Genomic DNA, 13,272 nt, shown 5'->3' on the forward strand with positions numbered 1-13,272 from the left:
CGCCGATGAAAGCCGCATCAGGAGCGTCACGGCCAGTCAGGTTTCTGCAACACGCTCCCCAACAAAATTACAGTTCATCTCCCAGCGAGAATCACTGAGGAAAGAAAAGTCATGGGATTGTTTGAAGGAAAGAAGGGAATCGTTCTGGGAATTGCGAACGATCATTCGATTGCCTGGGCGATTACACAACAACTCTTCGCTGAGGGAGCGGAGATCGGTTTCACTCACCTTCCTGACAAAGACCCAGCTCGTCCCAAAAACGAAAACAAGGTTCGCAAACTCGTCGATTCACACGGCGCCAAATTCGTGATCCCCTGCGATGTGACGAGCGACGAACATCTCGACACCGTCTTCGAGAAAACCGAACAGGAATTCGGCAAAATCGATTTCGTGCTCCACAGCATCGCCTTCGCTCCACCTGCCGACTTGACCGGACCGGTTTACCGCTGCAGTCGTGATGGATTCAAACTCGCCATGGAAATCAGCGTTTACAGCCTGATCGCGATGGCAGGACGAGCCCGCAATCTGTTGAACGAAGGCGGAAGCATGCTCACTCTCAGTTATCTCGGCGGAGAACGAGTGATTCCGGGATACAACCTGATGGGACTGTGTAAGTCTGCACTCGAAAATGCAGTCGGTTATCTCGCGAGCGAGTTCGGCCCCGAAGGCAAACGAGTCAATGCGGTGAGTGCCGGCCCGGTCAAAACCGTCAGTGCCAGTGGTGTCGGAGACATCAAAAAGATGTTTCAGCTTTACGAAACATTCTCACCGATGCGTCGCAATATCACCGCCGAAGAGGTCGGGAAGTCGTCAATGTTCCTGCTGAGCGACTACGCTTCCGGAATCACTGGCGAAGTGCTGCACGTCGACGCCGGTTATCACTGCGTCGCTGCTCCACCGCTCGATGCATTCGACGAAAAGTAAGACTCAGCATTTGCCCGAGCGTCGAGAAACTCAAACTCCTGAACCTTTTCTGACAGGCAGGACATGCGCACCCCTCAACTGATGGATCGTTCGACGAGTCGTCTGGTCGTCGTCGACATGCAGGAAAAACTATTGCCTGTAGTCGATCGACACGACGACGTCTTACGGAGAACGCTTCAACTCGTCCGGGCTGCGCAGATTCTGGATGTTCCAACGACCGCCACTGAGCAGTACCCGCGAGGTTTAGGCGGAACCGTTGCAGAACTCGCTGCCGCAATTGCAGATCGTCCGGAAAAGTTACGGTTCAGCGCTGCGGAATGTCTCGACTGGGCGTCTGAGGGAAATCTCGCGGAAGCAAAATATCAGATCGTCATTGCTGGCATTGAAACGCATGTCTGCGTCCTCCAGACAGCACTTGATCTGGTTTCCAAAGGCTTCAATGTGTTCGTCGTTGCCGACGCCGTCGGGAGTAGAACCGCAGAAGATAAGTCCATCGCGCTGAAACGCCTTTCCGACGAAGGCATTCAGATCGTTTCGACAGAGATGGTGCTTTTCGAATGGTGTGAAGTCGCCGGGACCGACGAGTTCAAGCAGATCAGCAAACTCGTGACCAACCGAGACTAGAGCAAGTTGCTCTTTCCAGTGCACTCGCTTGCACTGTTTTATAAGTTAAAAGGATATGCTTGCTCGTGCGAGATCGTTCACACAAAATCAGAAAATGCTCTAAGGATTCACTCTCAACTCAAAGTTGAGTTGAGAGTCTCATCTTCCGCTTCGCCGGTCAACTGACGGATTCGCCAGCCACGAGTGAGGCGAGCACTTTGCGGGTTCCGGTGAAGTTTCGGCGACCGTGCATGGCGACGTAATTGTCGACGAGTGCAATGTCACCCGATTGCCACATCAAGTCGAACGTCACACGCTCAGCCAGTTCCGAACAAGCCAAAACATCATCGGGATCGAGAATCGATCCATCGCCAAACCGGATCGAATTCGAGGGATCGTTGCGGGTATCTTTCCAGCCTTTGTACGCAGCGATCAACTGATTGAAGAACGCTTTTCGACCATCTCCCAGATCACGGACAGCGTCCAGCACTGGGGTCACCGCCTTTAAACTTCCATCTTCCAGCCAGGTCCACGTGTAACCCAATTCCCGCATGCGGTCTTCGGCCTCTTCGCGGGTCTGAGCACGGAATGTACTTTGCCAGCTTCGCCCCATTCCGGACTTTGCATCATCAAATCCGGGCATGACATTGGTGTACTGCAGCCCTTTGTTTTCACAATCGGCGGCGAAATCCGGAAGCTCCTTTTGCATCAACTCAAACAGTGCATCCGAGCGGCAGAGCGGAGTGGCTCCACCAGTGTCCGCAGCATGCTCACAGAAGAAGAACAACTTGCTGGGGTAAACAGGAGTCTGTGCCATTTCGTGATGTAGAAAAATCGTTACTTCAGGAGGAGCTTCGTTGGCTGTGAAGACTCGCTCCGTTTTGACGACGCGCACGGCATTCGAAAGTGAGTCCTCGTAGCGAAAGTTCGGAAACCCGCACGCTTCGATGAATCGATCGAACTCGAACGCATCCGCAACAGGAAATCCCCGGAAGAGAATCGCTCCGTGCTTCGCAGCTGTTTCGCTGATCAACTCAGAATGCGGCTTGAGAAACTTTTCAACATCCGCCAGATCACGGGAGGGTGAATTCCATTGCACAACGATGGGAAACACTCCACCGTCGATGGAAAGCTGCCCATCGACCGGAACCTCTCGGACAGATTCTTCATTCTTCAAGACATCTGAAATGGTCAATTGTGACACGCTCGACTCCCCACTGAGGACTGCAAAAACATCCATCAATGCGCGAAAGATATGTACAAAACTCGTCCCGATAAACTCAATCATAGATCGGACAAAACGTATTGAATGCTTCGAGTCCAAAATCGCCCGGATCGTTAAATCGGCGATGTTGATCGAGTCCGGAAATCGCTGCCATCTCTTCTTCTGACAGCTCAAAATCAAAGATCGAAATGTTTTCGACCAGTCGTTCGCGACGCGTTGTCTTCGGGATCACTGCCGTTTCAGACTGAACTCCCCATCGAAGCACAACCTGTGCGGGAGTTCGATCATGCCGCTTGGCAATCTCTTGAACAACTTGTTGCCCCAAGACTGAGTCGTCTGAGCCGGCCATTCCGATCGGCACGTAGGAAAGAGCCCCCAGCGGAGAAAACCCTGTGACCGCGATCTCCTGTTGATGGCAATACTTGAGCAACTTTTCCTGAACGAGATACGGATGCCGCTCGATTTGAAGCACCGCAGGGCGAATTCTCGCACCATTCAGCAAATCGGCAAGCAGTCCCGTATTAAAGTTGCAAACACCGATATTCTTGATGAGACCTTCGTCGACCAACTCTTCCATAGCCTGCCAGGTTTCGAGAATCGGAACCGAAGCAAACTCCATCTTTGGATTCTGCTGATCCGGATCGAAGACCCAACCGGGCGGATACCGCTCTTCAATCGGGACATATCTGAGCGAGATGGGAAAATGAATCAGGTAGAGATCCAATTCGTCCAACTGCAAATCTGTCAGCGTCTTCTGCAAAGCTGGGCGAACATGTTCCGGTGCGTGATAAGTATTCCAAAGCTTGGACGTGATCCACAAATCATCCCGCTGACATCGTCCGCTGTTCAAAGATGCGGATAACCCTCGGCCGACCGCATCCTCGTTACCGTAATCGCAGGCGCAGTCGAAGTGCCGGTATCCGACGTCAATTGCCTCTTCAACAATCGAGGGGACGACTTCAGAGTCAATTTTCCAGAATCCCAGACCGACTTTGGGGAGCTTCGCCCCGTTGGCCAATTGCAGTGTCTCGGTCATATCCTCAGTTTTCTCTGCCTCAGAGTTTATGCTGAAAGCTGCTGCCTGAAAACCAGATTCTCAGCGATGTGCATCGCTCGAGGTTTCAGGTCTTCTGATCATTTGGAAAGCGATCCGACCGACTTCCCGGTTTTGGTGCACTCACACAAAGTCATAGCAGATTTGGACTTCAGAGTCCCGGCACCCAGACGAAATTGGGATGGCAATTTCTCAGGCGACAGCTGCGAGAACGCAAATGCCGCTTAGTCGGCCTGAACCTCCGGCGGACGAGACCGGGAAATCTCTTCGAAGTAGTTTCGGATCAGCTTCGAATATTCTCCGGAAGGCCGCTTGCGGGAGGAGTTCAACAATTCGGTCTGCAGTTCTCCCGGGAGTTGTCCCCAATCTCTCGCATCGCTCGATTGGATTTGCAGATTCAAATCGCTCAAGTCGACGAGTTGATCGACTCCGAACTCGGATGATTCCGAACTCGGGCTGCTTCCAGGTTGCTGTCCTTCCGGTTTCGACCCCGGCTTCTGCTGACCGGGCTGCGCCATTCCCATTTTTCCCGCAGCTTGTCGCATTGATTTCGCAGCCTGACGTAGTGCTTGCGATGACGAGGAAGGTTGCTGCTCCGACGGACTTCCCTGATCAGACTGCTGATCCCCTTCCGATCCTCCCTCATCCGATGCGTCCATGTCTCCCGAGTCACCCTGCTGATCTTCTTGTGATGCGCGCTCCTGTTCTCCAGTTTCTCCCGAACCGAGTTGCCCGAGTTGCTTCAGCATTCGACCTGCTGCCTGCAAATGCCCCCCTGCAGATGCAACCTGATCCCCCACTCCGTCGGACACCAAAGACTCTTGCTGCTGCCCCGGTTGACCCTGCCCCGGTTGACCCTGCCCCGGTTGACCCTGCCCCGGCTGACCCTGCCCCGGCTGTCCCTGCCCCGGTTGTCCCTGCCCCGGTTGTCCCTGCCCCGGTTGTCCCTGCCCCGGTTGTCCCTGCCCCGGTTGTCCCTGCCCCGGTTGACCCTGCCCCGGTTGACCTTGTCCCGGCTGTCCTTGTCCCGGCTGTCCTTGTCCCGGCTGTCCTTGTCCCGGCTGTCCTTGTCCCGGCTGTCCTTGTCCCGGCTGTCCTTGTCCCGGCTGTCCTTGTCCCGGCTGTCCTTGCCCCGGCTGACCTTGCCCCGGCTGACCTTGCCCCGGCTGGCCTTGGCCCGGCTGACCTTGGCCCGACTGACCTTGGCCCGACTGACCTTGACCTTGACCTTGACCTTGACCCTGTCCCTGTCCCTGTCCCTGTCCCTGTCCTTGACCTTGTCCTTGACCTTGTCCTTGTCCTTGTCCTTGTCCTTGTCCTTGTCCTTGTCCTTGTCCTTGTCCTTGTCCTTGTCCTTGTCCTTGTCCTTGACCTTGTCCTTGTCCTTGACCTTGACCTTGACCTTGACCTTGCTGTCCTTGCTGTCCTTGCTGTCCTTGCTGTCCTTGCTGTCCTTGCTGTCCTTGCTGGCTCTGCTGGCTCTGCTGGCTCTGCTGGCTTGAAGACTGTTCGCTTGAAGACTGTTCGCTTGAAGACTGTTCGCTTGAAGACTGTTCGCTTGAAGACTGTTCGCTTGAAGACTGTTCGCTTGAAGACTGTTCGCTTGAAGACTGTTCGCTCGGAGACTGTTCGCTCGGAGACTGTTCGCTCGGAGACTGGCTGCTCGGTGACTCGCTTGGTGACTGTTCGCTTGGTGACTGTTCGCTTGGTGACTGTTCGCTTGGTGACTGTTCGCTTGGTGACTGTTCGCTTGGTGACTGTTCGCTTGGTGACTGTTCGCTTGGTGACTGTTCGCTTGGTGACTGTTCGCTCGGTGACTGTTCGCTCGGTGACTGTTCGCTCGGTGACTGTTCGCTCGGTGACTGTTCGCTCGGTGACTGGCTGCTCGGTGACTCACTCGGGGAAGACTCACTCGGGGAAGACTCACTCGGGGAAGACTCACTCGGGGAAGACTCACTCGGGGAAGACTCGCTCGGGGACGACTCGCTCGGGGACGACGGAGACATCTCCGATTCAGTCGATTGCGGCTGGCTGGGACTTTCCGAAGCTTGATTCGAGGAATTCATCGGCTCGGAATCGGATGGCGAAGCATTTTCACTCGATGGTGCATTCTGCTCAGACGGGTTCGTCTTTTCGTTCGAATCGGCAGCTTGGAATTGATCGCCAGCGAGTTCACGTGCATTCTGCGCTGCCTGTTCCAAAGACTTGGCGGCTTCACGCGCGGCGTGTGCGGACTGAGATCGGTTCTGCTGCTGTGACGCTGAGTCAGCCTGTTGGATTTGCTCACGTGCTTCAGCGACCGCCTTCTTCGCCTCTCTCATTCTTCGTTCTGATTGGGAAGAATTCGGAGTCGGCAAGGCGGCGAACTCATCCTCGGTGCGGACGAACTGATCCTCCAGCGCGTCCGTTTCTTCGAGCACTCGATCCTGTGAAGCATCGAGCGGTGAACGCTGTGGACTCTCATCCGGGGTGGGGCCATTCTCTGCTTCGGGAGAGCTTTCCGCTGCGGATTCTTCCGAACCGTTTGCCGCCTCACCAGTTTGCCCCGATTGGTCCGACTTAGCTGGATGTTGTTGTTTCTGCTTTTGCTGTTGAAGTTGCTCACCGCTGGCCTTGAGACCTTCAAAGACTTTCTCAAGCTGATCTGCAGATTCGGATTCACTCGATTCACGGGCTTCATCTAGGCGATCGGACGCAGCTTCTTGCGCTTTCTGATGGCTTTCCATGGCCTGCCCGAGGTCTCCTCGCTGGAGATGTTTCGCAGCTTCGTCGAGGTGAGACGCTGGATTCGTTCTGCGTCCCTCTTGTTGCTTTTGGCGTTCCTTGTCGAGCGACTGGATCGCCTTCCGCAATTCGTTCGCCAGCTTTTGCTCCTGCTGTCTCAGTGACTTCATTTCCTGAGCCAGATCTTGAGCCTGTTGGCGATGCGCTTGTGCGATGTTTTGTTGTTCGTCCGCGAGTTGCCCTGCCTTGTGAGAGATTTCGGCCAACTTGCGTTCTACGGAAGTTCGAGCTGACGATTCCAACTCCGGCTGCCGCTTCATCAGATCAGAAAGTTCTCGAGTGAGGTTGCGCTGAGCATTGGATGCATCGCGATGATCGAGATTCCATTCCTGCTGGGCGCGCGACTGCTCGGGAGTCAGCTGCGCTCCTTTTTCACCGAGTTGATTTTTTCGAGCTTCAAGATCTTCTACGCGATCAGCAAGCCGCTCTGACTGGTGAGCGAGTCGATTCAATTCCAACAAATCTCGCTGCAAATCCGCAGCTTCGCTGTAGTCTTGCTGGACCTGCTCGAGTTGTTTCTCCGTTTTGAGCATATTGCGAATGGCCTGCTCAAACTCGTCAGCTTTGTCGGGGAGTTCGGCCTGTTCAGCCTCGCCCAAATCCTGTTGCGCCTCAGCCAATGGTTCCTGCGCTGCATTCTGAAGCTGATTGGAAACCTGATTCATGAGCGGCTGCTGGTTCATGTGAGCAGCAAGTTGCTCCATTTGTTGCTGAAGCTTTTCCAGCTTCTCGCGAACCTGCGCGACATCTTCCTGGTTGTCCCAGGTATTCTCCTTCGCAACATCCAATTCGGCCCGCTTCTTCAACTCCTCGGTCTTGGCTCTTTGACTCTCGAGCTGGGCCTTCAGGTTCTTCAACGCTTCTTCTGTTTGTTGCTGTCGCTGAGCGAATGTCTGATCACCATAAGGTTTGGCATCGAGGCGAATCGGCAAGAAACGTTTGACTGTCCATGTTTCATTCGGTGCTGGAACTGGACGTTCATCGACGGCGCGAGCCCGGTAGGCAATCCGCATGCCTTCGGAGAGATTGAACTCAGAGAGGTCGAGTTCGAAGAGATTCTCGACTTGCATTTCTCCGAGTTGTCGTTGATCGACACGGAACACGTGTTCTTCTGTCAATTGTGGGGTGCGAATGATCTCGCAATGCAGTTCGAGTTGGTCGACTCCAAAGTCATCGCCAGCAACGATCGGAACGGGAAACAGATCGTCGGGACGTGCGCTCGTCAGACTTTCGTTGTCCCCGAAGGCAATTGTCGGCGGCAGATCCTCGGCAATCGTCAATCTTCTCGATCCGGACAATACGGTCGTCAGTCCGTCAGCGTCTTGGAGTCGAATTTGAAAACGTCCCGACGGATGCGTTTGTGCGAGTCGCTCTTCGAGGTGAGCCACATTCCCCGTCGGATCAATATTGAGAGGTGTGATTGCAGCAACGGCGGTGCCGTCTTCGAGCGGGTCGAGGTCTGGTCGCACAGGACCATCGAGCCACAAGATTTCTGCAGAAACAAGCGGCTTGTTGAATTCTGCATCGATCGTCCACAGGCTTTGTTCGAGCGCGATGATCTCACCCAACACGAGATCATGCTGTTGTGCAGGCAGTCCCGTGTAGGCTGGTGGCGTGAGTATGATCTGGAAGGCTGTCATCTCCGGTCGATCGACAACTTGGATCACATGCTCACGAGTCTTAGCCCCGTCAGCTCTCACGAAGTATCGAAACCCGTTTTCGATTCGTGCGAGCGTCCCCTCGTAGCATTCGGCTTCCGAATTCCAGTCGAGTCGTCGCTGGTCTTTGCTCCCGTCGGCGTTCGTCCAATGGAGCCATGCGGATTCGGGAAGGTCTCCCGGTGCCAATCTCCAATCAGCTTCGACAGTGAAAGTCACATCAGAGTGCCGAGCGACAGTGCGGTCACCGTCGACGACCGTCAGCATGAGATTGTGGACACGTTCGTAATTTCCCCAGGGATTGACGAAGCGTGCGAACAACACTCCATAGGCCGGTCCAACGAAGAGCAGCGGGAGGAGCAATGCCAGGATGGCAATTCCGCCGCCCCAGCAGTAACGGATTGCCTTTCGTGCATCGACGGCATCAGAGAAGTCCGTGCGTTTCGTCAAATCGGCTGTTTCGCGATACAGCCAGTGCTTCATCAACGGGGACGCATTGGGATCAGGAGCGGAGAGCAATTCGACGGTCGAAAGAAGTCGTTCATCAAAATCGGGATACTGCATTTCGACGAAAGCTGCGAGTTCGTTCGGCTCATAACGTCGAAGAGCTGGGCGCACGACCCATTGAATAATTGTCAGTGCAACAAGAATGAGAGAGACCACAAGCATGGTTGCTCGCAGCCAGAGCGGAAGATCGAACGTAAGGTCGACTCCAATCGAAACAATGACGCAGATGGCTGCGATGATCGTTGTGAATCCGATCCCTCCCAGCGCCGATGTTCCACGGAGCCGGTTTTGGAGTTGACGAAATTGATCGATCAAGACCTCAGGAAGTTCCGGCTGCATTCAAACTCTCCACGTCGCGACTTTCAAAAGGGCCCGGTCATCCCAAGGGCTCCTCAATCGTAGCAATATTGCGATCCGCTTGCTTGATAAAACGCAGAATCTCCGCCCCCAAAACAGGTGAATTCGACAATGTTGCGAAAACGCAACATGAGGTCAAAAAACAACATTTCGGGCCAAAAACTCAGAAATATTTGACAGAGTCCGATTCAATCGCGGTACCCCCCGTAAGCGTTTTCAGCAAGGGAAATCAAATTTTCCGATTTTTCTACAGAATCCTCCCGAGCGGCCGAAAACCCGAGCTAGGTTTTTTGTGAATTCGGCAGTTTCACTTTGAATCATCCGAATAACTCACGCGAACTCAATCGCCAACAAATTGACTGTCATCATGAAAAACCACAAAATCACTCTGACTCTCATCGGACTGTCGATCGTTGGATTGACTTCCGAGACCGCCCACGCGGGGTTCGTCACCTTTACAGACCGTACCGCCTGGCAGAATGCGGTCACCACATTCTCGGTGGTCGACTTCAACAACTTCACCAGCGATCACAACCTCGGCACGTCCGGAAGTTTCGACGCGGGACCGTTTACTCTCTCTGCTGTCGGCCCATGGGCTTCAGACAACGGGATCGAAGCGTACGATCCATCGCCAACGAACATTCAGTCAGTTGGCCAGGACCGCAACATCGACGGTACGACCTACTTTTCGGGAGACACTGACGATGGGACGGTGATCACGATCGATTTCGACGGCTCGATCACAGCTTTCGGATTTGACTACACCAGCATGAACGGAGGAATTCCGTTCGAGTCCTTCAAAGTTGGTGCGTTCGAGTTCTCCTTCCCGTCCAGCAGCGGGTTCTTCGGGATCGTTGAAACATCCCTGAATTCGTTCAATCAGATCACGATTCAAGGGGACGACGGAGCGTGGGGTGCGGACAACTTCAGCTACTCAGCCGCTCCGAACCTGACAGCTGCCGTGCCAGAACCAGCATCGATCGCCATCTGGGGAATTGCTTTGGCAGGAGGTTGTGGATTGCGACTGCGACGCAAGCAAGCTGTCAGTCACAACTCATAATCACAGCCGCGAAGTCAAAAGAAAACAGTGCGAAGCCGGCCAGAATATATACGACGAGGAGGACTTTTCAGCGACTCTCGAACATCGCACAAACTCGTGCGAAGCCGGGAACAGAACGAATCAGATATCCCACTCAATCTTTCGTGTCCGTTCTCAAGAATTTGTTCGAAGTTGACTGAACACTGAATGCAAGAATGAGGGGGGAGATTCGTCACGGATCGTTTTATCGTCCGTGACGAATCTTTTTTTATTGGTACTCAGCAGCGTCTCTTGAATTGAAAGCTTGCGAGTCTCGACAACAACAATGTGGAACGCAATCATGGCTCAATGACCTTTACCGTGACCGGGAGATCCTTCGTTCGATGAATCTCCGCCGACCTGAGTTTCACTTCTGCGATGATCATTACAATCGACGGCCCTGCCGGAACTGGAAAAAGCACAGTCGCTCAATGCCTCGCGAAAGTGCTCGAATTCGAATACCTCGATACCGGTGCCATGTACCGGATGATCGCTCTCAAAGTCCTCAACTCTTCGGTGTCGCCTGAGGACTCCGATCAAGTCGCAGAACTCGCTGGGACAGCACAACTCAAATTCGATCAGGGAGCAGCCATCCTCGATGGCGGAGATGTGACGCACCGTCTCCGTGAACCGGAAGTTTCCGCGGCAGCGTCAGTTGTTGCCCAAAACTCGACAGTTCGAAAAATTCTGGTCACTCAGCAACAGGCGATTGCCAAGGGCTGTGACATCGTCTGCGAAGGGCGTGATCAAGGGACGGTTGTTTTCCCACATGCGGATTTCAAATTCTTCTTGACCGCAGACGAAGAGATCCGTGCTCGCCGCCGCATGGAAGATCTTCAGCGACTGGGAACCGAAGCGAGTTTCGATGATGTCCTGACTGAACAACGAGAACGCGATGCTCGAGACGAAACGCGTTCAATCGCTCCACTTCAACCCGCCCACGATGCTGTGATTGTTGACTCGTCACGCATGACAATCGAGGAGGTGGTCAAGCATCTTCAGAATGTCATCAGTGAAAGTAATTCGTAGAACAGCGGCTGCTCAAATCGAATGATGCTTTTTTGCACCGGGAAACTTGACGCCATCGTCACACCTTAACAGGCAAAGTTCCCGAGTTGTTCGCCGGCCCGATCGATCTTCAGATTGTTGTGTTGAACCGAAATTCCCTGTTTGACATCAAAACACATCAACCGTAGATTAATTGAATCTGACTGGTGCATCTCATCAGTTCTTCATCAAACCAAATCCCATCTTGTCGTCGCCAACAGTGCAAACAACTCTGAAATGGATCCGGGCCTCATTGAGGTGGAGCACAAGACAATTGGCGACTCAGCAAGGATGAATCAAATGTTGGGCGAATTAATCCCCTTGGGCGGCGGTGACAGCATCCCATTGCTCGAGTCCAAAATCGTGATCGGACGACGCAGCCGATGCGACATCGTTCTGGCGTTTCCAAATGTCTCATCTCAACACTGTGAATTGGAATTGCTGAACGGCTATTGGCAGATTCGAGATCTTGGCAGCCGCAACGGCGTCAAAGTTAACGGTGAGCGGTGCGATCAGAAGTGGCTTCATCCCGGCGATCAGATTTCGATCGCGAAGAACCACTACGAAATCGCGTACGAACCGGTCGGCGATGCTCCTCCCGAAGACGACGATCCGTTCGAAGTCGGGTTGCTTGAGAAAGCAGGCCTGCAGACTCGCGAAGCGGAGCGACGCTCCAATCCGCCGCCTGCATCGTCGCGTCCCGTGAAAGAGCGTTCTTTCGGAGATGACGAAGATGCAGCGATGGACTGGTTGATGGGCGACGACTAAACCGTGGGTAAGAAACGGAAATCTTCACGTAAAGTCCGCGTTCAGTTTGAAAAGAACAGGCACAAACGCGCTCGAAACCAAAACCTGACGAAGCAATCGCGAGAAGATCTCGATCAGGTTGCTGACCTCGAACACGGAGAACGGCTCTCCGGCAAAGGTTCCGTCAATCGGTACAGGACAATCCTCACGGATGAGGAAGGTTCCCAGCGAGAAATTGACGAGTCGGCCGTCGTCTCCGGTCGAGTGCTGAAATGCATCGGTGCGAATCATGTCGTTGTCCAGTCGGACAGGACAGATTCGCGCTCTGAGATTTTCACCTGCACGGTACGACGAGTTGTTCGAACTCTGTCTCGCGACTCGAGAAACCCGGTTGTTGCCGGGGATCACGTAAAATTCCTTCCGGTCAACGAAAGTGAAGGAGTCATTGAACGGGTGGAACCCCGCGCCCGAACGCTCAGTCGTGGAAGTCGTCGGGAAGCTCACGTCATTGTCTCCAATGTCGACCAAGCTGTGATCGTGGCCTCGATCAACGAACCTGTCCTCAAACCGGGTTTGATCGACCGATTTCTGTGCAGCACCGAAAAAGGGCAAATTCGGGCGATTATCTGTCTCAATAAAATCGACCTCGGCGATCGAGTCCAGCTTCAGCGACTCGTGGGACAATACGCTCGGCTCGGATATCCCGTGGTCATGACGGATGCTGTGCGAGGCGAAGGAATCGACGAACTGAGACGACTGTTGATCGACAAAGAAACAGTCTTCACAGGTCAAAGCGGCGTTGGCAAGTCATCACTGTTGAATGCCATTCAGCCGGGACTTTGGCGCGATACTGGAGAAGTCAGTGGCGACACGAACAAAGGCCGTCACACAACTCGCGTCACCGAACTGATCCCATTGGAAGCTGGCGGTTGGGTCGTCGATACACCTGGAATTCGTCAACTGGAACTCTGGGATATCGCCGCCGAGGAAGTAGAAGGACTCTTCATTGAGTTTCGTCCACACGTGAGCCTCTGCCGGTTTCCTGACTGTTCTCATACGCACGAATCGCAGTGCGGAGTTAAAGACGCTGTCGAACGCGGTCAAATCTCTCGTCTTCGGTACAAAAACTTCCTGAGGATTGTCACGCTTGAGAATCGACATGTTCGAAATCCCGCTTTTGAAGTGGACTTTTTCGACGAGGAACTCGAATAAGTCGATCCAGCTTTCCGGCCTTCGCCAATCTCCCTCAGATGGTCTTTCCCTCGCGCGTCAATCTCAATAGAGTAAG

The 13,272-nt window shown here is 53.8% G+C and carries 10 protein-coding genes; 7 read left to right on the top strand and 3 right to left on the bottom strand.

Annotated features, from left to right (window positions below):
• Positions 1-111 precede the first annotated feature (111 nt).
• Both AB1L42_RS03955 and AB1L42_RS03960 read left to right on the top strand, forming a co-directional pair.
• Complete coding sequence (locus AB1L42_RS03955; protein WP_367051437.1) at positions 112-924, top strand: enoyl-ACP reductase; 813 nt, start codon at positions 112-114, stop codon at positions 922-924.
• Between the two features lie 63 nt (positions 925-987).
• Complete coding sequence (locus AB1L42_RS03960) at positions 988-1,548, top strand: hydrolase (RefSeq protein WP_367051439.1); 561 nt, start codon at positions 988-990, stop codon at positions 1,546-1,548.
• 157 nt (positions 1,549-1,705) lie between these two features.
• Here the strand turns inward: AB1L42_RS03960 and AB1L42_RS03965 are convergent, their stop codons facing one another.
• Together AB1L42_RS03965 and AB1L42_RS03970 are read right to left on the bottom strand one after the other, a co-directional pair.
• Positions 1,706-2,722: a TauD/TfdA family dioxygenase gene (locus AB1L42_RS03965; protein WP_367051709.1), complete on the bottom strand. Its 1,017-nt coding sequence runs from the start codon at positions 2,720-2,722 to the stop codon at positions 1,706-1,708.
• Between the two features lie 85 nt (positions 2,723-2,807).
• Positions 2,808-3,788, bottom strand: a complete 981-nt coding sequence (locus tag AB1L42_RS03970; RefSeq protein ID WP_367051441.1) for an aldo/keto reductase — start codon at positions 3,786-3,788, stop codon at positions 2,808-2,810.
• Positions 3,789-5,465: 1,677 nt separating this feature from the next.
• Here AB1L42_RS03970 and AB1L42_RS03975 point away from each other — a divergent pair.
• From AB1L42_RS03975 to AB1L42_RS03990, 4 genes are all read left to right on the top strand, one after another.
• Positions 5,466-5,858, top strand: coding sequence for a pentapeptide repeat-containing protein (locus AB1L42_RS03975; protein ID WP_367051712.1), 393 nt, complete (start codon positions 5,466-5,468; stop codon positions 5,856-5,858).
• Between the two features lie 3,621 nt (positions 5,859-9,479).
• On the top strand, positions 9,480-10,172 hold the full coding sequence (locus AB1L42_RS03980) for a hypothetical protein (protein ID WP_367051443.1): 693 nt from the start codon (positions 9,480-9,482) through the stop codon (positions 10,170-10,172).
• Positions 10,173-10,568: 396 nt separating this feature from the next.
• Positions 10,569-11,219, top strand: a complete 651-nt coding sequence (gene cmk / locus AB1L42_RS03985; protein ID WP_367051445.1) for a (d)CMP kinase — start codon at positions 10,569-10,571, stop codon at positions 11,217-11,219.
• 309 nt (positions 11,220-11,528) lie between these two features.
• Positions 11,529-12,005 carry an FHA domain-containing protein gene (locus AB1L42_RS03990; protein WP_367051447.1) on the top strand — a complete coding sequence of 159 codons (477 nt, stop codon included), beginning with the start codon at positions 11,529-11,531 and terminating at the stop codon, positions 12,003-12,005.
• 24 nt (positions 12,006-12,029) lie between these two features.
• Here AB1L42_RS03990 and AB1L42_RS03995 read toward each other — a convergent pair whose 3' ends face one another.
• Positions 12,030-12,275 (bottom strand): hypothetical protein, encoded by a 246-nt coding sequence (locus AB1L42_RS03995; protein WP_367051724.1) that lies wholly within the window; start codon positions 12,273-12,275, stop codon positions 12,030-12,032.
• Between AB1L42_RS03995 and rsgA the strand changes: the two genes are divergently transcribed.
• A complete protein-coding gene (gene rsgA, locus AB1L42_RS04000) occupies positions 12,249-13,196 on the top strand; it encodes a ribosome small subunit-dependent GTPase A (RefSeq protein WP_367051715.1) in 948 nt (315 codons plus the stop codon). The two genes, AB1L42_RS03995 and rsgA, sit on opposite strands and share 27 nt — an antisense overlap.
• Positions 13,197-13,272 lie beyond the last annotated feature (76 nt).

Origin of the sequence: Thalassoglobus sp. JC818 (assembly GCF_040717535.1) — a bacterium.
Classification (GTDB): domain Bacteria; phylum Planctomycetota; class Planctomycetia; order Planctomycetales; family Planctomycetaceae; genus Thalassoglobus.

Excerpts from the sequence above, each read along its gene's own strand:
- AB1L42_RS03955 (WP_367051437.1), top strand. The coding sequence starts at position 112 with ATGGGATTGTTTGAAGGAAAGAAGGGAATCGTTCTGGGAATTGCGAAC.
- AB1L42_RS03960 (WP_367051439.1), top strand. The coding sequence starts at position 988 with ATGCGCACCCCTCAACTGATGGATCGTTCGACGAGTCGTCTGGTCGTC.
- AB1L42_RS03970 (WP_367051441.1), bottom strand. The coding sequence starts at position 3,788 with ATGACCGAGACACTGCAATTGGCCAACGGGGCGAAGCTCCCCAAAGTC.
- AB1L42_RS03980 (WP_367051443.1), top strand. The coding sequence starts at position 9,480 with ATGAAAAACCACAAAATCACTCTGACTCTCATCGGACTGTCGATCGTT.
- cmk (WP_367051445.1), top strand. The coding sequence starts at position 10,569 with ATGATCATTACAATCGACGGCCCTGCCGGAACTGGAAAAAGCACAGTC.
- AB1L42_RS03990 (WP_367051447.1), top strand. The coding sequence starts at position 11,529 with ATGAATCAAATGTTGGGCGAATTAATCCCCTTGGGCGGCGGTGACAGC.
- AB1L42_RS03995 (WP_367051724.1), bottom strand. The coding sequence starts at position 12,275 with ATGATTCGCACCGATGCATTTCAGCACTCGACCGGAGACGACGGCCGA.